The sequence below is a fragment of the Nocardioides marinquilinus genome (genome assembly GCF_039543705.1).
GTDB lineage: Bacteria > Actinomycetota > Actinomycetes > Propionibacteriales > Nocardioidaceae > Nocardioides > Nocardioides marinquilinus.
Genome location: NZ_BAABKG010000006.1, coordinates 214,054 through 235,723 on the forward strand (window position 1 = coordinate 214,054; position 21,670 = coordinate 235,723).

Consider the following 21,670-nt stretch of genomic DNA (forward strand, 5'->3'; position numbering starts at 1 on the left):
CCTTCTCGGCCGTTGCAACACCTGAGAACGACAGGAGTCACCGGTGACCCGGTGACTCCTGACGTTCTCGGCCGACTCCGACGCCACCGCCGGAATCGGAGCGATCAGTCGGCGTCGAGGGCGGCGAGCTCGTCGGCGGTGAGCTCGAGGTCGGCGGCGGCGGCGGAGTCGGTGATCGACGTGGGGCGCTTGGCGCCGGGGATCGGGATGACGATCGGCGACTGGGCGAGCTCCCACGCCAGGGCGACCTGCTGGGCGCTGACGCCCCGCTGCTCGGCGGTGCGCGCGAAGGCCGGGTGCTTCTCGGCGAGGTCCTTGGCGTCGCCGAGGCCGCCGAGGGGGCTCCACGGCAGGAACGCCAGGCCGAGCTCGGTGCAGACGTCGATCTCGGGCCTGCTGCTGCGGAAGGCCGGCGAGAACTGGTTCTGCACGCTCACCAGCGCGTCGCCGAGCACCGAGTGCGCGAGCCGGATCTGCTCCGGGTTCGCGTTCGAGAGGCCGATGCGGGCCACCTTGCCCGAGTCGGCGATCTCCTTGAGCGTGCCGACGACGTCCTCGTAGGGCACCTTCGGGTCGGGGCGGTGGTGCTGCCACAGCGCGATCTGCTCGACGCCGAGCCTTCCGAGGCTGGCGTCGACGGCCTGGCGCAGGTGGTCGGCCGAGCTGTCGGTGTCCCAGCCGCCGCCGTCGGTGCGCACGTGGCCGCCCTTGGTGGCCAGCAGCACCTGGTCGCGCACGCCGAGCTCGTCGAGCAGGCTCGCGATGAGGCGCTCGTTCTCGCCCTGGGCGCCCTCGCCCTTCTCCTCGCCGGGCCCGTAGGCGTCGGCGGTGTCGAAGAGCGTGACGCCGGCGTCGAGCGCCGCACGCACGGTGTCGGCCAGTTGCTCGCGCGGCTGGGTGCCGCTCTGGTCGAAGGTCATGAGGCCGAGGCCGATCGCGCCCACCTCGACGCGGCCGACGGTGTCGTTGCCGATGTGTCGTGTCTTCACGCTTCGGGTCTACCGGACCCGCCAACCCCCGGGAGGGTGGTGGGCCCCGGCGGGCTCAGCCGGGGACCGGCAGGCCGAAGTTGTTGTAGAGCCGGATCGGAGCCGACACCTCGTCGGACCGGCCCGTCACCGTGACGACGCTCCCGTCGGCCTCGACGTCGTCGACCTCGAGCTCGTCGACGTCGGCGTACTCCCGGCGCAGCTGGTCGACCGCCCCCTCGGCCGCCTCGTCGGAGGCGAGCCGGTAGGCGACGGCGAACGCCGGACGGCCGTCCTCGACCGACAGCCCGATGCCCACCGCCTGGTCGTCGCCGAGGGTCGAGAGCTGCGCGGTGATCGCGCCCTCGTCGTCGAGGGCGGCAGCGAGGTCGGCGAGCACGTCGTCGTCGGCCAGGGTCGCGTCGGGGTCGAGCCAGGCCTGGGCGAGCGGCTCGTCGACGGTGACGGCGGCGCGCGAGCCGTCGACGGCGAGGAACGGCCCTTCCTCGGACACGCCGAGCACGCTGTCCGTGCCGGTCTCGACCAGGTCGTCGGGCGCCTCGACGTCGTCGGCGAAGGCGTACGAGGCGAGAGCCGGGGCCCCGGACTGGACGCCGACCACGAGGTCGGCCTGCACCCAGGAGAAGCCGTACCGGTCGACGGACTCGTCGGGCGGGCTGACCTCGTCGAGCGCGGTGGGCAGCGCGTAGGCCGCGGCGCCGTCCTCGAGGTCGGCCGTCGCGCGCACGAACGCGCTGACCGCCTCGGGGTCGCCGACGTCGGGCACGTCGAGGCCGTTGGCCTCGCGCACCGCCGCCAGGTCGGTGTAGCGCACGATCACCTGGCCGTCGCCCGACGGGGCCGGCAGCCGCTCGAGCGCCGCGCTGACGCCGTCGTCCCCGCCCGCACCACCGCCGCCACCGCCGCCGTCGCCACCGTCGCCACCGTCGCTGCAGCCCGCGAGCGCGACGCCCAGCGTCAGCACGCCCGCGACGCCGAGCCGCGTCGTCCGCCTCATCGCTCGGCCTCGAGCGCGGCCGCCACCCGGCGGTGGGCCTCCCAGATCGGCTGGGGCAGCCGGTCGAACTGCTCGAGGTGCTCCTGGCGGAAGCCCATCTCCTGCCTCCACCGCTCGACGTCGATGCCCAGCAGCCGGTCGAGGTCGGCCTGGGGCAGGTCGAGCCCGGTGAGGTCGAGCTCGTCGGCGGTGGGGACGACGCCCACCGGCGTCCGGCGTCCGCTCGCCTCGCCGCGCTGGTAAGCCGCGAGCCACAGCAGCGCGCGGAGGTTCTCGCGGTAGCCCGGCCAGAGGAACCGGCCGCCACCGCCCTCGGTGAGGTCGCGCTGGAACCAGTTGACGTGCGCGAAGACCGGCTGGTGCGTGGCCGCGCCGATGATGCGCAGCCAGTGCGCGGCGTAGTCGCCCTCGCCGTAGGCCAGGAACGGCCGCATCGACATCGGGTCGTAGCGCAGCTGCCCGTCGAGGCCGTCGGCGGCGAAGGTGGCCTCGGCCCCCAGCGTCAGCCCGTCGTAGACGCCCTCGGCGAGGTCGTCGACGGCCCGCACCAGCGGCTCGCGGTCGCGGGTGCGGCCGCCGAAGATGATGGCGTCGATCGGCACCCCGGCCGGGTCGTCGTGGTCGTCGGCGATGTTCGGCACGTTGGCGAGCGTGGTGGTGAACCGGCTGTTGGGGTGCGCCCAGGGCGAGGTGTCGCCCTCCTCGCGGTCGGCGATCGGCGTGCCCGTCCAGTCCTCCCACCCGGTGACGTCGGCCGGCGGCTCGGGCGTGCGGCCCTCCCACCAGACCTCCTGGGTCTGCGGGTGGTAGGCGACGTTGGTGAAGATGGCGCCGCTGCCGGGCCCGATCGAGCGCAGCGCGCCGGGGTTGGTGAGCTCGTTGGTGTCCTTCGCGACGCCGAAGACGCCGAACTCGGGGTTCATGCCGCGCACCCGGCCGTCGTCGTCGACCCACAGCCAGGCGATGTCGTCGCCGTAGAACGAGACGTGGTAGCGCTCGCCCAGCGCGTCGGGGGCCAGCGTCATCGCCAGGTTGGTCTTGCCGGAGGCGCTCGGGAAGCCGCCGCACACGTGGTAGGTGCGCCCGGTCTGCTTGTCGGTGATGCCCAGCAGCATGAACTGCTCGGCCAGGAACCGGCCCGACGCGCGGCCGTCGTAGCAGGCCTGCCGCAGGCCGTGGGCGATCTTGCCGAGCAGCGCGTTGCCGCCGTACGACGACCCGAAGTGCAGGATCGTGCGCCGGTCGGCGACGGTGACGAACCAGCGCTGGTCGTCGTCGGTGCCCTGGCCGAGGTTCTCGAGGTCGCCGGTGACGTGGACGGCGCGCACGAACGTCGTCGGGTCGGCGAGCTGCTCGAGGTGGGCCACGCCGACCCGCGCCATGCGGATCATGTGCAGCACGACCGGCCGGTTGTCGGTGAGCTCGACCCCGGCGGCCCAGGCCTCCAGCGGCGAGCCGGGGGGCGCCATCAGGTAGGGGACGACGTACATCGTCTTCCCGCGGGACTGGCCGCGCATGCGCTCGACCTGCGCGGCCGTCATCTCCTCGGCGTCGTGCCAGTTGTTGTAGACGCCGCGGTCGGCCGGGTCGCCGGTCGCGACGACGGTGCGCTCCTCCGACCTCGCGGTGTCCTTGCGGTAGCTGCGCGAGTAGTAGCGGCCCTCCCCGGCGGGGAGCAGCTCGCCGGCGTCCAGGGCCTCGGCGACCAGCCGCGCGTCGTCGGCGGCGTCGACCACCTCGACGCGGTCGGGCTCGGTGATGCCCGCCCAGTGGGCGACGTACTCGCGCACGTGCGGGTTGCGCACCCCCGCCGCGTCGAGCACCCGCTCGACCTCCGCTCCGTCGAGACCGCCCATGGTCGACCACCCTTCGCAGCGCCGCCCGGACCACCCATCCGGCCGTGTGTGGCGGTCAACCTACCCACGCCGCACGACGTCGCGTGGGCCCGCGCCGGTTGGATCGTTCCAGGTCGGAGGGGTGCCGCGGGGCGGGGAGCCGTACCCTCGGCGTCCATGGGGAGCGGACGCCGTGGGTGAGGTCTTCGCGGGCCGCTACGAGCTGCTCGACCCCGTGGCCACCGGCGGCATGGGCACGATCTGGCGGGTGCACGACCGCGACGACGGCGAGGTCAAGGCGGCCAAGATCCTGCGGCAGTCGGACGCCGCGTCGCTGCTGCGGTTCATGCGCGAGCAGTCGATGCGCATCGACCACACCCACGTGGTGACGCCGCTCGGCTGGGCCGGCATGGACGACCGGGTGTTGTTCACCATGCCGCTGGTGCGCGGCGGGTCGGTGGCCGACCTGGTGCACGAGCGCGGGCCGCTGCCGGTGCGCTGGGTGGCGACGCTGACCGACCAGCTGCTGCAGGCGCTCGAGGCCGTGCACGGCGCCGGCATCGTGCACCGCGACGTCAAGCCCGGCAACCTGCTGCTCGACCCGCACGACCCCGCCGTCGGCGACGTGCCCCACCTGCGCCTGACCGACTTCGGCATCGCCGCGCCGGTCGACCAGCCGCGCATGACGCAGGCGTCGATGTCGTTCGGGACGCCGGGCTACATGGCGCCCGAGCAGTGGCACGGCGCCGACCCCGACCCGCGCGCCGACCTGTTCTCGGTGGGCCGGGTGGCGCTCGAGATGCTGACCGGCGAGCGGCCGCCGGCCTCGACCGAGCCCGACCTCGACGCGCTGCGCACCGGCGAGCGCGAGCGCGACGCGCTGCTCGACCTGGTCGCGGCGGCCACGCCCGCCGACGTCCAGCGGCGCCCCGAGTCGGCGTCCGCGCTGCGGCGGATGCTGACGGCGTCCGGGCTGCTCGACCTCACCCAGGCCCACGACGAGCCCACCGTGCCCGACCGCTTCAGCGCCGCGCCCACCGCCGGCCTGGTGCGACCGGGCCCGCCGCCGTCCACCCCGCCGCCGTCCGCGCCGCCCGCCCCGCCGATGACGCGCGTCAACACCGGCGAGGGCCCCCGCCCCGCCCCGACGCCCCGCGGCGGTCGCCCCTCGGCCGTGCCCGGCGTCCTGCTGCTGCTCGTGGGGCTCGTCGCTCTCGTCGTCGCCGCGTTCCTGCTGCTCGGCTGAGGCGCCCGGCGCGGTAGTCCCTGACGAAGTGGTCGTGAAAATCGGCGATTTCGCGACCTTTTCGTCAGGGACTACCCCCGGCGGCGGCGGGCGAGCAGGAGGACGCCGGCGGCGCAGCAGGCGAGGCCGAGGGCGCCGGCGCCGAGGCCGGCGACGCGGCGGGTGGTGTCGTCGTCCGCGGCGGCGTCGTCGGTGGCCGACCCGTCGGAGGCCTCGCCGTCGTCCTCCGGCTCCGGTGCGTCGGTGCTGCCGGAGACGTCGGCGGCGAAGGTGCCGGGCGAGACGAGGTAGGGCGTGTCGGCGGCGTAGCCGTCGGGTCCGGCGTCGCCGGTGGGGCTCTGCACCGTGGCCGGGAAGGCCGGGGCGCCGGCGCCCGGCTCGCCGAGCACCTGCACTTCGAGCTGCATCGGCACCTCGATCGGGGCCCGGTCGTCGGGAGCGTCGACGCTCACGGTGACCCAGTAGTCGCCGGGCAGGATGGCGACGCCGTCGCCGAAGCGGTTGTCGTAGGCCACCGGCGACGTGCCGTCGCGCATCGTGACCGGCTCGTCGCCGTAGTCGCCCGAGGTCACGGCGTCCTCGACGCCCTCGCGGAAGGTGTTGAGCAGCGGGTCGACCAGCACCAGCTCGACGTTGGGGCCGAACCCGCCGATCCGCTCGAGCGTCGCGTCGTCCGCGGCGGGCAGCCGCAGCCGGGTCGAGAGCTGCTGGCCCCACCCGAGCCGCACCCGCCAGAACTTCTGCTCGCCCTCGCCGACCGTCGTCCGGTAGCTGCCGTCGTCGAGGTAGCGGGCGTCCTCGAAGGTGTCGGCGCCGACCAGGTCGTCGCCCTCCGGCACGTCGGGCACCTCGACCCGCGGCGTCTCGGGCTGGGCGGGCAGCGTGGTGACGTCGGAGGTCGTCGGCGCCTCCTCCACGATGCGGATCGAGACCGGCACCGGCGACGAGACGTTCTTCGTGCCGCGGGAGACGGTGAACCGCAGCTCGTCGGCCACCAGGCAGGCGGAGTCGCCGTCGTTGGGCTCGTCGGGGCCGATGTAGAGCCGGGCGCCGAAGCTGCCGAAGGCGTTCTCGTAGCCCGACTCGGAGTAGTCACTGGCGCACTCCTCACCGCTGGGCAGCGAGGCGACGACGTCGACGCGGTCGTTCTCGACGGAGTTGGCGCCGGTCACGCCGATGAAGACGGTGCTGGCACGCATCGTGCGGCGGTAGACGAACTGGTGGGCGCTGTCGGCCGCACCCTGCGCCCCCTGGAGCGTGTCGGTCCACGTGCCCGCCTCGAGCGGCAGCGGCTCGCTCGGGTCGGTGCTCGGCTGCTCGATCGGGACGCCGGGCAGCGCGATGTCGGCCGACGCGGGGGTCGCGCCGAGCACCGGCAGGCCGAGGGCGACGACCAGCGCGGCGAGCACGAGCGCGGGCCGGCGGGTCACGCCGCGGACCCTACCCAGCGCCGGACGTCGCCACCCGTCGCCGCCGGAGCACGACGACGTCAGGCCGGTCCGACGAGCGGCACGCCGTCGTCGAGCTCGATCGTGGTGACCACGTCGGTGACCGACGGCCTCGGCGGGGTGGAGGAGAACCCGAACCGCGGCGCCGGCAGCACGTCGGCCATCGCGCCCAGGCTGGTGCCCTCGAACGAGCCGGACGCCGCCACGACCTTCCGGTGGCCGGTGGCGCCGTACCACTCGCGGCGCTCGCCGATGACGCCCTTGGTGCGCACACCCCGCATGACCACGCGCGCGATCGGGTCGGTGGCGGCGCACCACCACGGCGCCTCGGCCACGCGCCGCGGCACGAGCCGCAGCAGCCGGCCGAGCAAGGTGGGGCGGCCGAACTCGAGGTCGAGCTCGAGCGAGTCCGAGCGCACCGCCCAGCCGGTGCCGGTCTTGGTCGCCGTGATCGGCTCGACCCGCACCTCGTCGAAGACGTAGGTGGCGGCCACGAACCGCACCACGTCGGGGTTCGGCGCGATCAGCATGCGGTGCCCGTCGGGGCGCTCGACCATGGCGTCGGCGAACGAGCCCAGCGGGCTCTCCTCCCACCGGCCCACGACGATCCGCACCCCGCTGGTCGACCCGGTGCCCGCGATGCGACCCCGGAAGCTGACGCGACGACGTCCGGCTGCTGCGCTCATGCCTCCACGGTCGCAGGCGGCTACGACGCGGCACTCACCCTCGCGTGCGATCGCAGCCGCACGACGGCGGCGGCGTTCGCCGCGCCGAGCCGTTCGAGGACGGCGGTCGCCACCGCGAGGTCGTGGGCCGGCGTCTCGCGCAGCACGGCGGCGGTCTCGGCCCCCGCGGCGGCGAGGAAGTCGCGCACCCCGGCGCGGGCGGACGGCGTCGGGCGCAGGGTGACGCGGCGGCGGTCGGCGCTCTCGCGGCTGCGGGCCACGTGACCGGCGGCCTCGAGCCGGTCGACGAGCAACGTGGTGGCGCCCGAGGTGAGGCCGATGCGTCGCATCAGCCCGGCCGGGCTGAGCGGGTCGCCGGCCTCGGCGGCCCACACGAGGTGGCCGAGGGCGACGGCGTCGGAGGTGGGCAGGCCGATCCAGTCGGCGAGCTGCCGGTTGACCTCGGCGTGACCGACCGCCCAGTCGTTGAGCCGGTGCATCAGGCCGACGCGGACGTCGTCCCACGGCTCGGTGAGCGGGTCGGCGTCCCTCACCCGTTGGGGCCTGGACTCCCCATCTACCTTTGTCACAAAGCAATCCTACGTCTCGATCGGATCACCCATGACCCGCCACGCCCTCGTCTCCGGCGCGAGCATCGCCGGCCTCTCCGCCGCCTTCTGGCTGGCCCGCACCGGGTGGGAGGTGACCGTGCTCGAGAAGGCCGAGGCGTTCCGTGACGGCGGCCAGAACGTCGACGTGCGCGGCGTGGCCCGCGAGGTGCTCGACCGCATGGGCCTGTTCCAGCAGGTCAAGGCGCTCAACACGACCGAGACCGGCACCGTGCTCGTCGACGAGCACGGCGACGTGCGCGCCGAGCTGCCGTCCGACGGCCCGGACGGCGCCACCGCCGAGCTGGAGGTGCTGCGCGGCGACCTGGCCGGCGCCGTCCGGGACGCCCTGCCGTCGGGGCCCGACGGCCGGGTCGAGCTGGTCTTCGGCGACACGGTCGGCACCGTCGACGAGACCGGTGGCGGCCTCACCGTCGTCACCGAGGCCGGTCGCGAGATCGCCTGCGACCTGCTGGTCGTCGCCGAGGGGGTGCGCTCGGCCACCCGCGACCGCCTCTTCGACGACGTCGACCGCCACGAGCTCGGCATCGACATGGCCTTCGCGACCATCCCGCGCATCGAGTCGGACGACGACCGGTGGCGCTGGTTCACCACCGTCGGCGGCCGCCAGGTGCACCTGCGGCCCGACAACCGCGGCACGACCCGCGCCATCCTCGCCTTCGCGCCCAGCGAGCACCTGGCCACGATGGAGCGCGACGAGGCCCTGGCCCGGCTGCGCGAGCGCTTCGCCGACGCCGGGTGGCAGGCGCCGCGGGTGCTCGACGGGTTCGAGGCCTCCGACGACCTCTACGTCGACTCGCTCACCCAGATCCGGATGCCGCACTGGCACCGCGGGCGCATCGCGCTCGCCGGCGACGCCGCCTGGTGCGTGACCCCGATGGGCGGCGGCGGCGCCTCGCTCGCGCTGACCGGCGGCTACGTGCTCGCCGCCCAGCTCGCCGCGCACCCCGACGACCACGAGGCCGCGCTCGCCGCCTACGAGGAGTGGATGCGTCCGCTGGTCGACCAGGTGCAGAAGCTGCCGCCCGGCGTCGACAAGATCGCCTACCCCCAGACCGCCTGGGGGCTGCGGCTCAAGCACGTCTTCGACAAGGTGCTGACCTCCTCGCTGCTCGAGCCGCTGACGAAGAAGATCACGCAAGTGGCCGACGACGACCGCGGGCTGCCGCCGATCCCGGCCTGAGCCACCGGCCCTTCGACGAGCTCAGGGTCCGTGGGTTCAGGTCGGCGTGATCGCTGCGGAGGTCTCGAGGCTCGGCCGTGGCCGGCCTCGCTCCTCGACCATCGTCATTCCACGATGGTCGAGGTGTGAGGAGCCCTGGCGACGAGCCTCGAGACCGACGGGTCCCGGCGCTCAGCGGATCGGCGCGCCCGAGATGGTGCGGGCGATGACGAGCCGCTGGATCTCGGAGGTGCCCTCGAAGATCGTGTAGATCTTCGCGTCGCGGGCCATGCGCTCGACGGGGTACTCGCGCGTGTAGCCGTTGCCGCCGAGGATCTGCATCGCCTTCTCGGTCACGCGGACGGCGGTCTCGCCGGCGTACAGCTTCGACTGCGAGCCCTCGGCGGCGTCGAACGCCTTGCCCTGGCGGCCCATCCAGGCCGCGCGCCACACCAGCAGCCGGGCGGCGTCGATGTGGACGCGCATGTCGGCGAGCGCGAAGGCGATGGCCTGGTTCTCGATGATCGGCTTGCCGAACTGCTCCCGCGTCCGGGCGTAGTCGAGCGCGACCTCGTAGGCGGCGCGGGCGATGCCGACGGCCTGCGCGCCGACGCCGGGCCGGGTGCGCTCGAAGGTGGCCATGCTGGCGTTGCCGCGCCCGCTGCTGCCGTCGCGGGCCCGGGCGAGGCGCGCGTCCAGCTTCTCCTTGCCGCCGAGCAGGCACCGGCCGGGCACGCGGACGTCGTCGAGCACCACCTCGGCGGTGTGGGAGGCGCGGATGCCGTGCTTGGCGAACTTCTGGCCCTGGGCGAGGCCCTTCGTGCCCGGCGGGACGACGAACGAGGCCTGGCCGCGGGTGCGCAGCTCGGGATCGACGACGGCGGTGACGACGTGGACGTCGGCGAGCCCGCCGTTGGTGGCCCACGTCTTGGTGCCGGTGAGCACCCACTCGTCGGTGGCCTCGTCGTAGCGGGCGCGGGTGCGCATCGCGCCGACGTCGCTGCCGGCGTCCGGCTCGGAGGAGCAGAAGGCCGCCAGCTTGAGGTCGCCCGGCGCGCCGAACATCTGCGGCACCCACTCGCCGACCTGCTCGGGCGTGCCGCTGCCGCTCACCGCGGCGGCCGCGAGCGTCGTCCCGACGATCGACAGGGCGATGCCGGCGTCGCCCCAGAACAGCTCCTCCATCGTGACCGGGATGCCGAGCCCGGTCTCGTCGACCGACTGGGTGGCCCAGAAGTCGAGGGAGTACACGCCGGCCCTGGCGGCCTCCTCGAGCACCGGCCAGGGGAACTCCTCGCGCTCGTCCCACTCGGCCGCGGCCGGGCGGATGACGTCGGCGGCGAAGGTGTGCAGCCAGTCGCGCAGCTCGAGGTGGTCCTCGCCGAGCTCGAAGGAGGGGCCCGCCGGGGGTGTGGTCACGCCTGCGGACACTACCTACGGTCGCGACATGCGCCCCCTCCCCCGTCTGGTCGCCGCCACGGTCGCCGCCGTCACCGCCGTCACCGCCGTCACGCTCGGCGCCGCCGTCCCCACGGTCGCCGCCGGCCCCGCCCCGGCCCCTCCCGACCGCATCGACCTGCCCCACGGCTTCCAGCCCGAGGGCATCGCGATCGCCGGGCCCTCCGCCTACTTCGGCTCGCTCGCCGACGGCAGCATCTACGCCGCCGACCTGCGCACCGGCGAGGGCCGCCGGCTGCGGCCCGGCCCGGGCGTCCCGGCCGTCGGGCTGAAGGCCGAGGGTTCGAAGCTGTACGTCGCGGGCGGCCCCAGCGGTACCGCCCGGGTGGTCGACCGCGCCACGGGCCGGGTCCTGTCGACGCTGCGCCTGGCGCGTGACGAGTCCTTCGTCAACGACGTCGTCATCGCCCGCGGCGCCGCCTGGTTCACCGACTCGACCTCGCCGCGGCTGTGGCGCGTGCCGCTCGGCCGGGACGGCGTCCCGCGCACCGCCGACGTGCGGACGCTGCGCCTGCGGGGCGAGTGGCGGCAGCCGGAGGCCGGCGAGTTCGGCGCCAACGGCATCTCGCGCACCCCCGACGGCACGGCGCTGCTGGTGGTCGAGTCCACCGGCGGCAGGCTCTACCGGGTGCCGATGCGCGGCCAGCGCACCGGCGTGGCCGAGCGGGTGCGGGTGAGCGGCGTGCGCCTGACCAACGGCGACGGCATGCTGCTGCAGCCGGCGGACGACCTGCTCTACGTCGTCCTCAACCGCCGCAACAAGGTCGCGCTGCTGGGCCTGGACGACGCGGGCCGCACCGCGAGCAAGCGCGGGTTCCTGACCTCGCCCGACTTCGACGTGCCGACGACGATCGCGCGCTGGCGCGACCGGGTCTACCTGCCGAACGCGCGGTTCACCACCACGCCCAGGCCGGGCACGCGCTACTCGGCGTACGGGGTGCCGCAGCCGTGAGTCAGGCCGCCCGGTAGCGGTGGCGGGAGCGGGAGAAGAGACCGCACCCGACGAAGAAGATCGCGATCCACACCGGCCAGCCGGTGAGCACCGAAGCGACGATCAGCACCGCGAGCAGCGGCAGGAACGGCACCGGCCGCCACCCCCGCGGACCCCGGACCGGGCCGGCGGGCCCGTCCCGGCGCATCGGGGTCGCCTCGGCGGTCGGCAGGTCGTGGAAGACGACGTCGAGGTCACCCTGGGTACGGGCGGTCCACACCGCGTCGAGCCGCTCGGCGTGCTCGTCGGTCGTGAGCCGGCCGACGGCGTAGTGCTCACCCAGCTCGGCCGCGGCGCGGTCGCGCTCGGCGTCGCCGACCCGCAGCTCGGTCATCGTCCGTCGGGCCGGTCGAGCCCGTCGTGGTCGTCGTCCTCGTCGTGGTCGACCGCGGGGCCGTCGGCCAGGACGCCGTAGAGCCGGCGGCGGGTGTCGGCCAGGATCTCGAGCGCGGCCTGGCGCTGGGACGGCGAGCCCTGGCTGAGGATCTGCCAGACCGCCGGCATGACCTGGCCGAGCTCGGCCTTGAGGTCGATGGGGCCCTCGACCTTCTCGTCCGACCCGTCCGACCCGTCCGATCCGTCCGACCCGTCGGAGCGCTCGGACCGCGCGCCGGCGCGCTCGAACGGCGCCCACACCGCGGCGAGCTCGGCGCCGTGCTCCTCGACGTAGCGGCGACCCGCCTCGGTGAGCAGCAGGGACCGGCGTCCGCGCTCGTCGTCGGTCTCGAGCAGCCCCTCGTCGTGCAGCTGCTGGATGGTCGGGTAGACCGAGCCGGGGCTCGGGCGCCAGGCACCGTCGCTGCGCTCGGCGATCTGCTGGATGACCTGGTAGCCGTTGATCGCCTCGTCGGCGCGGCCGGCGGTGGCGACGACGTCGACGATCGCCGACCTCACGTCACCGCGTCGCACCCGCGGGCTACGGCTGCGCTCGGTCTGCGGCATGCCGAACAGCCCGGCCAGCCACGGCGGGGCGCCGCGACCCGGCCCGCCGGGGGCACCCCAGCCGCCCCACCCGCCGTCCCAGCCGTGGCTGTGGCCGTGGCGCCCGTGACCGCCGCGTCCCCCGTGCTCGTCGCGCGCCTGCCACGGCATCTCGGGCCCTCCGGCCCACTGCCTGCTTCGTCCTCGGTGTCCCATGTCGAGACCCCCTCTCACAGTCGGAGTATCGCGACCGTTCGCGATATATCGCGAGCGTACGTCGACTGTGACGCCCGGACAAGGGTGGGGTTCGGCGGAGGCGGGGTCGTGTGCCCCTCACCGGTCCGGGCACCGCTCCTGGGCACACGACCCCGTCACCGGCGCCCGGCCCGGTCACGGCCCGGTCGGCGTCCCGTGCTGACGCCGGGTCAGGAGGGGTCAGGACGGGGCGGGAGGGGTCAGCGGGCGAGCCAGGCGGCGTAGGCGTCGAAGGTGTAGGGCCGGCCGAGGAAGTCGGCGACGAGGTCGGCGGCGTCCTCGGTGCCGCCGGCGGCGAGCACGCGGTCGCGGTAGCGGCGGGCGACGTCGTCTGGCGCGGCACCCGGGTCCGCGCCGGGCGAGCCCGGCAGCGCGGTCTCGTCGAAGGCGCTGAAGAGGTCCTTCGCGATCACCAGCGACCACATGTAGGTGTAGTAGGCCGAGCTGTAGCCGCCGAGGTGGCCGAACGAGGCGTAGAAGTGGGTGCCCTCGAGGTAGGGCCACGGCGAGTAGCGCTCCTGCAGCTCGAGCATCCGCGCGGTGAGGTCGTCGGGCCGGTCACGGTGGAACCAGTACGACGTGGCGGCGTAGAACATCTGCACCCGCGCCTGGTAGCCCTTGCCGAAGTCGTCGCTGCGGCGCATCGCCTCGACCAGGTCGGCCGGGATCGGCTCGCCGGCCTCGTCGGTGGCGAACGAGCGCAGGACGCCGGCGTCCCAGGCCCACTCCTCGAGCATCTGGCTCGGCGCCTCGACGAAGTCCCACTCGGTGGCGACGCCGGCGAAGCGGCCCCACGCCACGTGCCCGCCGACCACGTGGTGCACCAGGTGGCCGAACTCGTGGAACAGCGTGACGACGTGGTCGTGCTCCATCAGGCCGCGGGAGAAGTTGCACACCAGCACGCCCTCGGGCAGCTGGCGGCCGGCGACGCCGTCGGTGAGCGTGAACTGCGCGGCGTGCTTGTACTTGCCCTCGCGCGGGTGCAGGTCGAGGTAGATGCGGCCGAGCCCGTCGCCGCTGGCGAGGTCGACGACGTCGTAGACGGTGACGTCGTCGTGCCAGGTGGCCGCGTCGTGCACCTCGTCGTAGCGCAGCCCGAACAGCCGGCCGGTCACCTCGAGCAGGCCGGCGCGCACCTTCTCGAAGGCGAAGTAGGTGCGCACCCGCTGCGAGTCGACCTGCAGCCGCTCCTTGCGCACCAGCTCCTCGTAGTAGGAGGCGTCGGCCATCTCGACGCGGGCGGCGTCGGGGTGGTCGGCGCGGTAGCGCTCGAGCAGCACGGCGAGGTCGCGCCGCATGGGCTCCTCGGCCGCCTCGGCGATGCGGTCGATGAAGGCCGGGATGGCGGGCCCCTCGCCGATCATCTTGACCTCGGCGTCGTACGACGGCCAGTCGTCGTAGCCGACCGTGGTGGCCAGCTCGTGGCGCAGCGCGAACATCTCGCGCAGCAGCGGCTCGGCCTCGGGCCAGCCCCGGTTGAGGAAGGCGTGCAGCATCGCGCGGCGCACGTCGGCGTCGTGGCAGAACATCCGCACCGGCACCGCGTCGGGGTAGTCGGTGGTGAGCGTGACCAGGCCGTCGTCGCCCGGCGGGTGCGCCTCGACGAAGTCGTCGGGCAGCCCGGCCAGCTGCTCGGGGGCGACGCGCACGGTGCGGACGTCGTCGCGGATGAGCTTGGAGAACTCCTGGTCGACCTCGGTGAGCCGCTCGTTGACCGCCGCGATGCGGGCGCGGAGGTCGTCGTCGCGGTCGACGCCGGCGCGGGTGAAGTCGCGCAGCGTCTTCTCGAGCAGCCGGCGTCCCTGGTCGTCGAGGCCCCGGCCGGCGTCGGGGTCGAGGCCGGCGAACAGCTCGTAGAGGCCGCGGTCGAGCGTCAGCTCGGTGAGCACGCGGTGCACGTCCTGCTCGGCGCGCTCGGCGGTGGTGCGCACCCCCTCGTCGGGGTGCACGTTGCCCAGCAAGGAGCCCATCGCGGCCACGTCGCCGAGCGCGAGGCCGGCGTCGTCCCAGGTGCGCAGCGCCTCCTCGGCGGTGAGCCCGGACGACGCGTGCCGCAGCCCGTCGACCAGCTCGCGCGCCCGCGCCAGGCCGGTCTCGGCCCGGGCGGCGACCCACCCCTCCCACGCGTCGGGGGTGGTCGGCAGCGCCAGCGGCTCGAGGGTCTCGGGGGTCACCGGGCCACCCTAGGGAGCAGACTGAGGCCCGTGCAGCCCCAGGTCGGCCAGGTCGTCACCGTCTTCCGCAACCGGCTGCGGGAGGGGGCCCGCGCCGACTACGCCGCCGAGCTCGAGGTGGTCGCCGCGCTCGCCCGCTCGATGCCCGGGTTCGTGGAGACCAAGACCTTCACCGCCGACGACGGCGAGCGCGCCACGGTCGTCACCTTCGCCGACGAGGCGAGCCACCGGGCCTGGCGCGAGCACCCGCGCCACCGCGTGGCCCAGCGCCACGGCATCGAGACGTACTACCGCGAGTACTCGATCGCGGTCGGGACGACGTCGTACGCCAGCGCGTTCACCCGCCCGGCGGCGGACTGACCAGCTGGTCGCGGCGGCGGGTCAGGTACGCCGTCTCGGCCGGGTTGTCGGTCAGCGCGAGCGCGGCGTCGTAGGCCGCCCGCGCCTCGGCCGAGCGTCCGAGCCGGCGCAGCAGGTCGGCGCGGGTGACGTGCCAGGCGTGGTAGCGCGTCATCTGCTCCGGCGGCAGCCGGTCGACGATCGCCAGCGCCAGCTCGGGACCGTCGAGCTCGGCCACCGCCACGGCCCGGTTGAGCGCCACCACCGGGTTCGGGTCGAGCCGCAGCAGCTGGTCGTAGAGCGCCACGACCGAGCGCCACTCGGTCTCGTCGGCGGTGACGGCGTCGGTGTGGACGGCGTTGACCGCCGCCATCACCTGGTAGCGGCCCGGCCGGCCCGCGGCCAGGCACTCGCGCACCAGCGCGTGACCCTCGGCGATCAACGGCCGCGACCAGCCGCCGCGGTCCTGCTCGGGCAGCGGCACCAAGGTGCCGTCGGCCGCGACCCGTGAGGGGCGGCGCGCCTCGGTGAGCAGCATCAGCGCCAGCAGCCCGCGCACCTCGAGGTCGTCGGGCAGCAGCTGGCGCAGCATGCGGCCGAGCCGGATCGCCTCGGCGGCCAGGTCGTCGCGGGTCGCGGTGCCCGACGTCGCGAGGTAGCCCTCGTTGAAGACCAGGTAGACCACGGCCAGGACGGCGCCCAGCCGCGCCGGCAGGTCGGCCGGCTCGGGCACCCGGTAGGGGATGTGGGCGCCGGCGATCTTGCGCTTGGCGCGGGTGATGCGCTGGGCCATCGTCGTCTCGGGCACGAAGAAGGCGTGCGCGATCTCGGCGACCGTGAGGCCGCCGAGCAGCCGGAGGGTCAGGGCCACCCGCGCCTCGGGCGCGAGCGCCGGGTGGCAGCAGGTGAAGACCAGCCGCAGCCGGTCGTCGCCCACGACGCCCGTGGGCTCGTGGGGGGTGTCGTCGGTGATCATCTCGGCCGCGCGGTGCTTGGCGTCGCGGTGCGACTCGCGGCGGATCCGGTCGATGGCCTTGCGCGCGGCGGTCGTGGTCAGCCACGCCCCCGGGTTCGGGGGGACGCCGTCCCTCGGCCAGCGCTCGAGCGCGACCAGCAGCGCCTCGCCGGCGGCGTCCTCGGCGACGTCGATGTCGCCGAAGCGCCGCACCAGCGAGGCGACCACCCGGCCGAACTCCTCGCGGTAGACCCGCTCGATCGTCTCCACCGCTGCCGGCCGCCCGCTCAGCCCTCGGGCTGGAACGGGCGGACCTCGACCTTGCCCCGGCAGGCGGCCGAGCCCTTGCGGGCCCACTCCAGGGCGGCGTCCAGGTCGGCGGCGTCGATGATCCAGAAGCCGCCGAGGTACTCCTTCGCCTCCGAGAACGGCCCGTCGGTGACGACCGGCGCGTCGCCGGTGGCGTCGACGACGGTGCTGGCCTCGGGGCCGAGCAGCCCGCCGGCGAAGACCCAGGCGCCCTCGGTGCGCAGGTCGGTGTTGAAGGCGTCGACGGCCTCGAAGACGGGCTGCATCTGCTCCATCGTCATCTCGGCCATCTCGGCAGCGCCGGCCTCGTCGTGGTTGACGGCCAGGAAGTAGTGCGGCATGTCTGACTCCTCCGTGTGGTGGGGCGGTGGCGGCGGCGCCTCGTGGCGGCCGCTCGCCTCCTCCACGAACGGAGTCGGCCCGATACGACAGCCCGGCGCCACGATCTCCGGACTATTTCACCCGAGGCTCGGCGCACGGCGCCCACGGGACCTATCGTTCTCGGGTGACGGACTGGGGTGCGCTCTACCGCGACCACGTGAGCGCGATCGCGGCGTTGGCCGGCGACCTCGACGACGAGCAGCTGACCATGACGGTGCCGGCCTCGCCGGCCTGGACGGTGCGCGACGTGCTCGCCCACCTCGCCGGCGGTCCCGCCGACGCGGTCACGGGCCGCATGGACGGCGCCCCGAGCCCCGAGTGGACGGCGCGCCACGTCGCCGAGCGCACCCACCTGCCGGTCCCCGAGCTGGTCGCCGAGCTCGAGACCAACCGCGACGTGACGGCCGAGCGCGCCGCCGAGGCGCAGACCCCCGCCGTGGTGTGGGACATCGCCGTCCACCACGCCGACCTGCACGAGGCGCTCGGCCGCGGGCGGCTCTCCGACCACCTGTGGCGCCCGATCGTCGACGAGCTCGGCCCGCAGCGCACCCCCGACCTGGTCGGCGTCCTCGAGCCCTACGAGCTGTTCCGCGCGCTGTTCTCGCGCCGCTCTCGCACGCAGCTGGACGACGCCGGCGTGCCCGGCGACCGGGTCGACGCCGTCGGCATCTTCGGCCCCCGCGACGACGACCAGCCGGTGCCCGCATGAGCCGCCGTCCGCTCGCCGCCGCCTGCGCGGCCCTCGCCCTGCTGGCCGGGCTCGGCAACGCCGCCCCGGCACCTGCCGTCGTCCCGGCCGTCGTCCCGGCCGCCGACAGCGCGGTGGTGCGCACCCCCGCCGCGACCGCGCCGGCACCCGCCACCGACCCGCGCCGCACCCGTCCGCTCTACGTCGACCCCACCTCGGCGGCCAAGCAGGCCGGCCGCGAGTTCTGGCGCATCGGCAACCGCGCGCAGGCGATGTGGCTCACCGAGCGCTTCGCCACGCCGACCCAGGTGCGCCAGGCCACCCGCGCCTACACCTCGAAGGCGGTCAAGGCGCGGCGCACGGCGGTGCTCACCGTCTACGGCGTGCCCGGGCGCGACTGCGGCGGCCAGTCCGGCGGCGGCCTGCCCACCCCCACCGCCTACCGGGCGTGGGTGCGCGGCATCGCCGAGGGACTCAAGGGCACCAAGCCGATCGTGGTGGTCGAGCCCGACGCCATCGCGTTCATGGGCGACCCCTCCTGCGCCGACGCCGCCCAGCGGCAGCGGCTGCTCAGCTACGCCGCCCAGCAGCTGAGCCGCTCGGGCGCGTGGGTCTACCTCGACGCCGGCCACTCCGACTGGCGCAGCGCCGCCGACACCGCGACGCTGCTGCTGCGCTCCGGCGTCCGCTACGCCCGCGGGTTCAGCACCAACGTCAGCAACTACCGGCTGCTGGCCGACGAGCAGGCCTGGGCCAACGAGGTGCTGGCGGGGCTGCGCTCGAGCGACGTGCTCGGCAAGAAGTACGTCGTCGACGTCTCGCGCAACGGCTACGCCCAGCCCGTCTCGGGCGAGTGGTGCAACCCGGGCTGGGCGCGGCTCGGCCCGCGGCCCGCGCTCGTCTTCCGCGGCCCCTACGACGGTGGCCTGTGGATCAAACGCCCCGGCGAGTCCGACGGCTACTGCAACGGCGGGCCCGCGGCCGGCGCCTGGTGGCCCGAGGGCGCCCGGCGGCTGCTCGGCAAGGGATAGCCGGCGTGGCGCGCTACGCGGTGAACGACGCCGCGGTCGCGCGCGCCCGCGAGCTGATCGAGACGCGCCAGTACGTCCTCGACAGCGACTGGGGCGTCGTCCAGCCCGGCGCGGAGGCGCAGAACGCCTACCTCGAGCGGCACGACTGGACGGCGTACGCCGCCTGGCACCTCGGCCTCACCGAGGGCGCCAACGACGGGACGAAGGGCCGGTACGCGTTCGTCTACGGCGACCTGCGCCGCGTGCACCGCAGCGGGCTCATCGCGTGCGTCTACCGGGCCGCGGAGTGGCGGCACAAGCAGGTCGAGCTGGCCGCGCACGACCTGCTGCAGCGGCTCGACGCCACCGCGGGCATCAACAGTGGTTGAGGTGCTCCGGAGCGAGGAACGAGCGCAGGAGCCTCGAAACCTCGCAGGGACCAGGCCAACGCTCGCGATGGCGGCCGGCGGTCTCGAGGCTCGTCGCTAGCGCTCCTCGCACCTCGACCATCGTGAGCTCACCACCCCCAAGTGCCGGGGGCGCCCTTGAAGGGGCCGACGACGCGGGAGGTGATCCAGCCGCCGTAGAAGCCGCCCTCCTGCGGGACGACGACCTCGTCGTCGACCAGGCAGCGGTCGACCGCGGCCGGCATCACCGCGACCGCACTCATCAGGTCGGCGAAGCGGGGCGTGGGGTCGGGGTAGGTCCAGGCGGCGCGCTCGGCCACGCGGTCGCCGCCCAGCAGGTCGAAGTAGGCGGCCTCGCCCTTCCACTCGCAGTGCGACGACCCGGCGGCGGGGCGCAGGGCGCCGTCCACGAAGGCCTCGAACGGCAGGTAGTACGTCGGCGGGTGGCTGGTCTCGAGCACCCGCCACGAGCGGGTCGTGTCGGCCACGACGACGCCGCCGAGCACCACCTGCACGTGCTCGTGCGAGACGTCGAGGGCCGGCGGGCGCGGGTAGTCCCAGCAGGACTCCTGGCCGGGTCCGGGCTGGTCGGGCTTGGTGGGTGGGCGCACCCTCACAGTCTGCCCGTGAGGTGGATCTCGACCTCGTCGCCCGCCTCCTTGCCCGACTCGACGCGCAGCGCGCCCTTGATCGGCAGCTTGTGCGTGCCGTCGCCGAGCGCCATGAACGAGCTCTCGAACGCGACGCCGTCGACGGTGCCGCGCACCTTCACCAGCCCCCGGGTGCCGAAGGCGGCCACCGACTCGGGCCAGACGACGTAGGTCCAGCCGCCCCGGGCCTCGCTGCGGCGCAGGGTCTCAGTGAACGTGATGTCGAGGGGCTGCTCGGGGCTCATGACGTCACAGACCAGCCCCCGGCGTCGGACTCATCGCGCCCGGTCGTAGCGTGGGTGGGTGAGTCGTCTCCGGGGGCTGGTCGCCGACACGCGCCCGCTGCGCAACGACCACTTCCGCCGGCTGTGGCGGGCCAACATCATCACCGTCATCGGCGCCCAGCTGACCGTCGTCGCGGTGCCGGCCCAGATCTACGCCGACACCGGCTCCTCGGCCTACGTCGGCCTCACCGGCGTCTTCGGCCTCGTGCCCCTGGTGGTCTTCGGGCTGTGGGGCGGCGCGCTGGCCGACGTCTTCGACCGCCGCACGCTGCTCGTCTTCTCGACCCTCGGGCTGATCGTCACCTCGGCGCTGTTCTGGGTGCAGGCGGCGGTCGGCAGCACGAACGTGTGGCTGCTGCTGTCGCTGTTCGCGGTGCAACAGGCCTTCTTCGGCATCAACCAGCCCACGCGCAGTGCGGTGCTGCCACGCATCCTCACCCCCGACCTGCTGCCGGCGGCCAACGCGCTCAACACCACCGTCTTCATGGCCGGCGGCATCGCCGGACCGCTCGTCGCCGGCGCGCTCATCCCGGTGATCGGCCTCGAGTGGCTCTACCTCGTCGACTCGATCACCCTGCTCGCCACGCTCGGGGCCGTCGTCCGCCTGCCGCCGCTGCCGGTGGCGGGCTCCACCGGCAAGCCACCGGGCCTGCGGTCGGTGGTCGAGGGGTTCGGCTACCTGCGCGGCCAGCCGGTGCTGCTGATGTCGTTCGCGGTCGACCTGATCGCCATGGTCTTCGGGATGCCGCGCGCGCTGTTCCCCGAGATCGCGAACGAGAGCTTCGGCGGACCCGAGGCCGGCGGCCTGGCCTTCGCGTTGCTGTTCGCGGCCATCCCGGCCGGCGCGGTGGTCGGCGGCGTCTTCTCCGGCTGGGTCTCGCGGGTCTCGGCGCAGGGCCGCGCCGTCATCGTCTGCATCGTCGTGTGGGGCCTGGCCGTGGTGGTCTTCGGCGTCGCGGTCGGCATCGCCGGGTCGTCGACCTCGCTGCGCACCACGATGCTGGTGGTCGCCGTGGTCGCGCTGGCCGTCGGCGGCGCGGCCGACACGGCGTCGTCCGCCTTCCGCAACGCGATGCTGCAGGCCGCCGCGTCCGACGAGGTGCGCGGTCGCCTGCAGGGCATCTTCATCGTCGTCGTCGCCGGCGGTCCGCGGGTGGCCGACGTGGCCCACGGCGCCGCGGCCGCCACCGTCGGGACGGCGGTCGCCGCGGGCGGCGGCGGCGTGCTCGTCGTCGTCCTCACCGTGGCCGCGGCCGTGCTGGTGCCGTCGTTCGTGCGCTACCGCGTCAGCCTGCCGACGGCGACGGTGGTCGAGGCGGACCCCGAGCCCGAGGCGCCCGGGGGTCAGACGCCCAGCAGGCCCCGCACGTAGGCCGCCTGCCCGAGGTGCTGGGTGTCGTCGTTGACGACGCTCACCAGCCGCACGCCGAGGGTGACGGGCGGGTCCCAGTTCTCGTCGACCACGCGGTCGAGGTCGGCCGGCTCGAGGGTGGCGAGGTAGCCGACGCTGCGGTCGTGGACGGCGGCGGCGTACTCGGCCAGCAGCTCGGCCGACGCCGTGAACGCCGCGACGTCGTCGCTGCTGTGGCCGTAGCCGATGTCGCCGTCGTCGTAGGGCAGCGCGAACCGCTCGGCGAAGCCCTCGTAGACCTGGGCGTGCCCGGCGACCGTGGCGACGTGGTCGTCCTGCACCCGCGCCGCGTGCCAGACCAGCCAGCCGATGGGGTTGGCGTCGGGCCCGGGACGGTGGCGCAGCTGCTGCTCGTCGAGACCGTCGACGACGGCCACCGCGCCGTCGCGGACGCGCTCGAGGGCGTCGATGAGGAGGTCGGCGGGGCTCATGCGGGCGACGCTACGCCGCCGTCCGCCGTGCCAGA

Annotated in this window: 23 protein-coding genes; 8 read left to right on the plus strand and 15 right to left on the minus strand. The window is 74.6% G+C overall.

All coding sequences use genetic code 11. The features are described 5' to 3' along the window. Positions 1-104: 104 nt before the first annotated feature. From ABEA04_RS20775 to ABEA04_RS20785, 3 genes are read right to left on the minus strand one after another with little or no spacing between them, the layout of a single operon-like run. Positions 105-989: an aldo/keto reductase gene (locus tag ABEA04_RS20775; protein ID WP_345463446.1), complete on the minus strand. Its 885-nt coding sequence runs from the start codon at positions 987-989 to the stop codon at positions 105-107. 55 nt (positions 990-1,044) lie between these two features. Next, the gene (locus tag ABEA04_RS20780) at positions 1,045-1,986 is read right to left on the minus strand and encodes a hypothetical protein (protein ID WP_345463449.1); all 942 of its coding nucleotides are present in this window, start codon (positions 1,984-1,986) and stop codon (positions 1,045-1,047) included. Continuing rightward, a complete protein-coding gene (locus ABEA04_RS20785) occupies positions 1,983-3,842 on the minus strand; it encodes a phosphoenolpyruvate carboxykinase (GTP) (protein ID WP_345463452.1) in 1,860 nt (619 codons plus the stop codon). Before ABEA04_RS20785 ends, ABEA04_RS20780 begins: the two co-directional genes overlap by 4 nt. A 172-nt stretch (positions 3,843-4,014) precedes the next feature. Here ABEA04_RS20785 and ABEA04_RS20790 point away from each other — a divergent pair, with 172 nt between their 5' ends. Then, entirely contained in the window at positions 4,015-5,067 is a 1,053-nt protein-coding gene (locus ABEA04_RS20790) for a serine/threonine-protein kinase (RefSeq protein ID WP_345463455.1), read from the plus strand. A gap of 71 nt (positions 5,068-5,138) precedes the next feature. Here the strand turns inward: ABEA04_RS20790 and ABEA04_RS20795 are convergent, their stop codons facing one another. The 3 genes from ABEA04_RS20795 to ABEA04_RS20805 are packed head-to-tail and all read right to left on the minus strand — an operon-like array spanning position 5,139 to position 7,734. Further along, positions 5,139-6,497, minus strand: coding sequence for a hypothetical protein (locus ABEA04_RS20795; protein WP_345463458.1), 1,359 nt, complete (start codon positions 6,495-6,497; stop codon positions 5,139-5,141). A gap of 59 nt (positions 6,498-6,556) precedes the next feature. Then, on the minus strand, positions 6,557-7,201 hold the full coding sequence (locus ABEA04_RS20800; protein WP_345463461.1) for a hypothetical protein: 645 nt from the start codon (positions 7,199-7,201) through the stop codon (positions 6,557-6,559). A 20-nt stretch (positions 7,202-7,221) separates the two neighbouring features. Beyond that, positions 7,222-7,734: a MarR family winged helix-turn-helix transcriptional regulator gene (locus tag ABEA04_RS20805; protein ID WP_345463464.1), complete on the minus strand. Its 513-nt coding sequence runs from the start codon at positions 7,732-7,734 to the stop codon at positions 7,222-7,224. A gap of 67 nt (positions 7,735-7,801) precedes the next feature. On the opposite strand from ABEA04_RS20805, the gene ABEA04_RS20810 reads away from it, so the two are divergent. Further along, positions 7,802-8,992, plus strand: coding sequence for an FAD-dependent monooxygenase (locus ABEA04_RS20810; RefSeq protein WP_345463467.1), 1,191 nt, complete (start codon positions 7,802-7,804; stop codon positions 8,990-8,992). Between the two features lie 171 nt (positions 8,993-9,163). On the opposite strand, the gene ABEA04_RS20815 is transcribed toward ABEA04_RS20810, so the two are convergent. Next, complete coding sequence (locus tag ABEA04_RS20815; RefSeq protein ID WP_345463470.1) at positions 9,164-10,390, minus strand: acyl-CoA dehydrogenase family protein; 1,227 nt, start codon at positions 10,388-10,390, stop codon at positions 9,164-9,166. Between the two features lie 28 nt (positions 10,391-10,418). Here ABEA04_RS20815 and ABEA04_RS20820 point away from each other — a divergent pair, with 28 nt between their 5' ends. Further along, positions 10,419-11,381 carry an SMP-30/gluconolactonase/LRE family protein gene (locus ABEA04_RS20820; protein ID WP_345463473.1) on the plus strand — a complete coding sequence of 321 codons (963 nt, stop codon included), beginning with the start codon at positions 10,419-10,421 and terminating at the stop codon, positions 11,379-11,381. A 1-nt stretch (position 11,382) separates the two neighbouring features. Here ABEA04_RS20820 and ABEA04_RS20825 read toward each other — a convergent pair whose 3' ends face one another. The 3 genes from ABEA04_RS20825 to ABEA04_RS20835 all read right to left on the minus strand — a co-directional run bounded on the left by ABEA04_RS20825 (position 11,383) and on the right by ABEA04_RS20835 (position 14,770). Continuing rightward, complete coding sequence (locus tag ABEA04_RS20825; RefSeq protein WP_345463477.1) at positions 11,383-11,754, minus strand: DUF1707 SHOCT-like domain-containing protein; 372 nt, start codon at positions 11,752-11,754, stop codon at positions 11,383-11,385. Beyond that, positions 11,751-12,512: a PadR family transcriptional regulator gene (locus ABEA04_RS20830; protein ID WP_345463480.1), complete on the minus strand. Its 762-nt coding sequence runs from the start codon at positions 12,510-12,512 to the stop codon at positions 11,751-11,753. The genes ABEA04_RS20825 and ABEA04_RS20830 overlap by 4 nt, the downstream gene beginning before the upstream one ends. A gap of 284 nt (positions 12,513-12,796) precedes the next feature. Continuing rightward, entirely contained in the window at positions 12,797-14,770 is a 1,974-nt protein-coding gene (locus tag ABEA04_RS20835) for a M3 family metallopeptidase (RefSeq protein WP_345463483.1), read from the minus strand. A gap of 30 nt (positions 14,771-14,800) precedes the next feature. On the opposite strand from ABEA04_RS20835, the gene ABEA04_RS20840 reads away from it, so the two are divergent. Further along, positions 14,801-15,130 carry an antibiotic biosynthesis monooxygenase family protein gene (locus ABEA04_RS20840; protein WP_345463485.1) on the plus strand — a complete coding sequence of 110 codons (330 nt, stop codon included), beginning with the start codon at positions 14,801-14,803 and terminating at the stop codon, positions 15,128-15,130. Here the strand turns inward: ABEA04_RS20840 and ABEA04_RS20845 are convergent. Both ABEA04_RS20845 and ABEA04_RS20850 read right to left on the minus strand, forming a co-directional pair. Continuing rightward, entirely contained in the window at positions 15,108-16,334 is a 1,227-nt protein-coding gene (locus ABEA04_RS20845) for an RNA polymerase sigma factor (protein ID WP_345463488.1), read from the minus strand. The genes ABEA04_RS20840 and ABEA04_RS20845 overlap by 23 nt on opposite strands. A 17-nt stretch (positions 16,335-16,351) precedes the next feature. Next, positions 16,352-16,714: a YciI family protein gene (locus tag ABEA04_RS20850; RefSeq protein WP_345463491.1), complete on the minus strand. Its 363-nt coding sequence runs from the start codon at positions 16,712-16,714 to the stop codon at positions 16,352-16,354. Positions 16,715-16,878: 164 nt separating this feature from the next. Between ABEA04_RS20850 and ABEA04_RS20855 the strand changes: the two genes are divergently transcribed. Genes ABEA04_RS20855 through ABEA04_RS20865 form a run of 3 tightly spaced genes read left to right on the plus strand, consistent with a single transcriptional unit; the run spans position 16,879 to position 18,841 of the window. Then, positions 16,879-17,463 (plus strand): maleylpyruvate isomerase N-terminal domain-containing protein, encoded by a 585-nt coding sequence (locus ABEA04_RS20855; protein WP_345463495.1) that lies wholly within the window; start codon positions 16,879-16,881, stop codon positions 17,461-17,463. Further along, positions 17,460-18,473, plus strand: a complete 1,014-nt coding sequence (locus ABEA04_RS20860) for a glycoside hydrolase family 6 protein (RefSeq protein WP_345463498.1) — start codon at positions 17,460-17,462, stop codon at positions 18,471-18,473. Before ABEA04_RS20855 ends, ABEA04_RS20860 begins: the two co-directional genes overlap by 4 nt. Before the next feature lie 5 nt (positions 18,474-18,478). Continuing rightward, positions 18,479-18,841 carry a hypothetical protein gene (locus tag ABEA04_RS20865; RefSeq protein ID WP_345463501.1) on the plus strand — a complete coding sequence of 121 codons (363 nt, stop codon included), beginning with the start codon at positions 18,479-18,481 and terminating at the stop codon, positions 18,839-18,841. A 128-nt stretch (positions 18,842-18,969) separates the two neighbouring features. Here the strand turns inward: ABEA04_RS20865 and ABEA04_RS20870 are convergent, their stop codons facing one another. Both ABEA04_RS20870 and ABEA04_RS20875 read right to left on the minus strand, forming a co-directional pair. After that, a complete protein-coding gene (locus ABEA04_RS20870) occupies positions 18,970-19,470 on the minus strand; it encodes a DUF427 domain-containing protein (protein ID WP_345463504.1) in 501 nt (166 codons plus the stop codon). A gap of 2 nt (positions 19,471-19,472) precedes the next feature. Continuing rightward, positions 19,473-19,754, minus strand: coding sequence for a DUF1905 domain-containing protein (locus tag ABEA04_RS20875; protein WP_345463507.1), 282 nt, complete (start codon positions 19,752-19,754; stop codon positions 19,473-19,475). Positions 19,755-19,812: 58 nt separating this feature from the next. Between ABEA04_RS20875 and ABEA04_RS20880 the strand changes: the two genes are divergently transcribed. Continuing rightward, on the plus strand, positions 19,813-21,165 hold the full coding sequence (locus ABEA04_RS20880; RefSeq protein ID WP_345463510.1) for an MFS transporter: 1,353 nt from the start codon (positions 19,813-19,815) through the stop codon (positions 21,163-21,165). Here the strand turns inward: ABEA04_RS20880 and ABEA04_RS20885 are convergent. After that, a complete protein-coding gene (locus tag ABEA04_RS20885; RefSeq protein ID WP_345463513.1) occupies positions 21,138-21,635 on the minus strand; it encodes a mycothiol transferase in 498 nt (165 codons plus the stop codon). The two genes, ABEA04_RS20880 and ABEA04_RS20885, sit on opposite strands and share 28 nt — an antisense overlap. Positions 21,636-21,670: the final 35 nt, after the last annotated feature.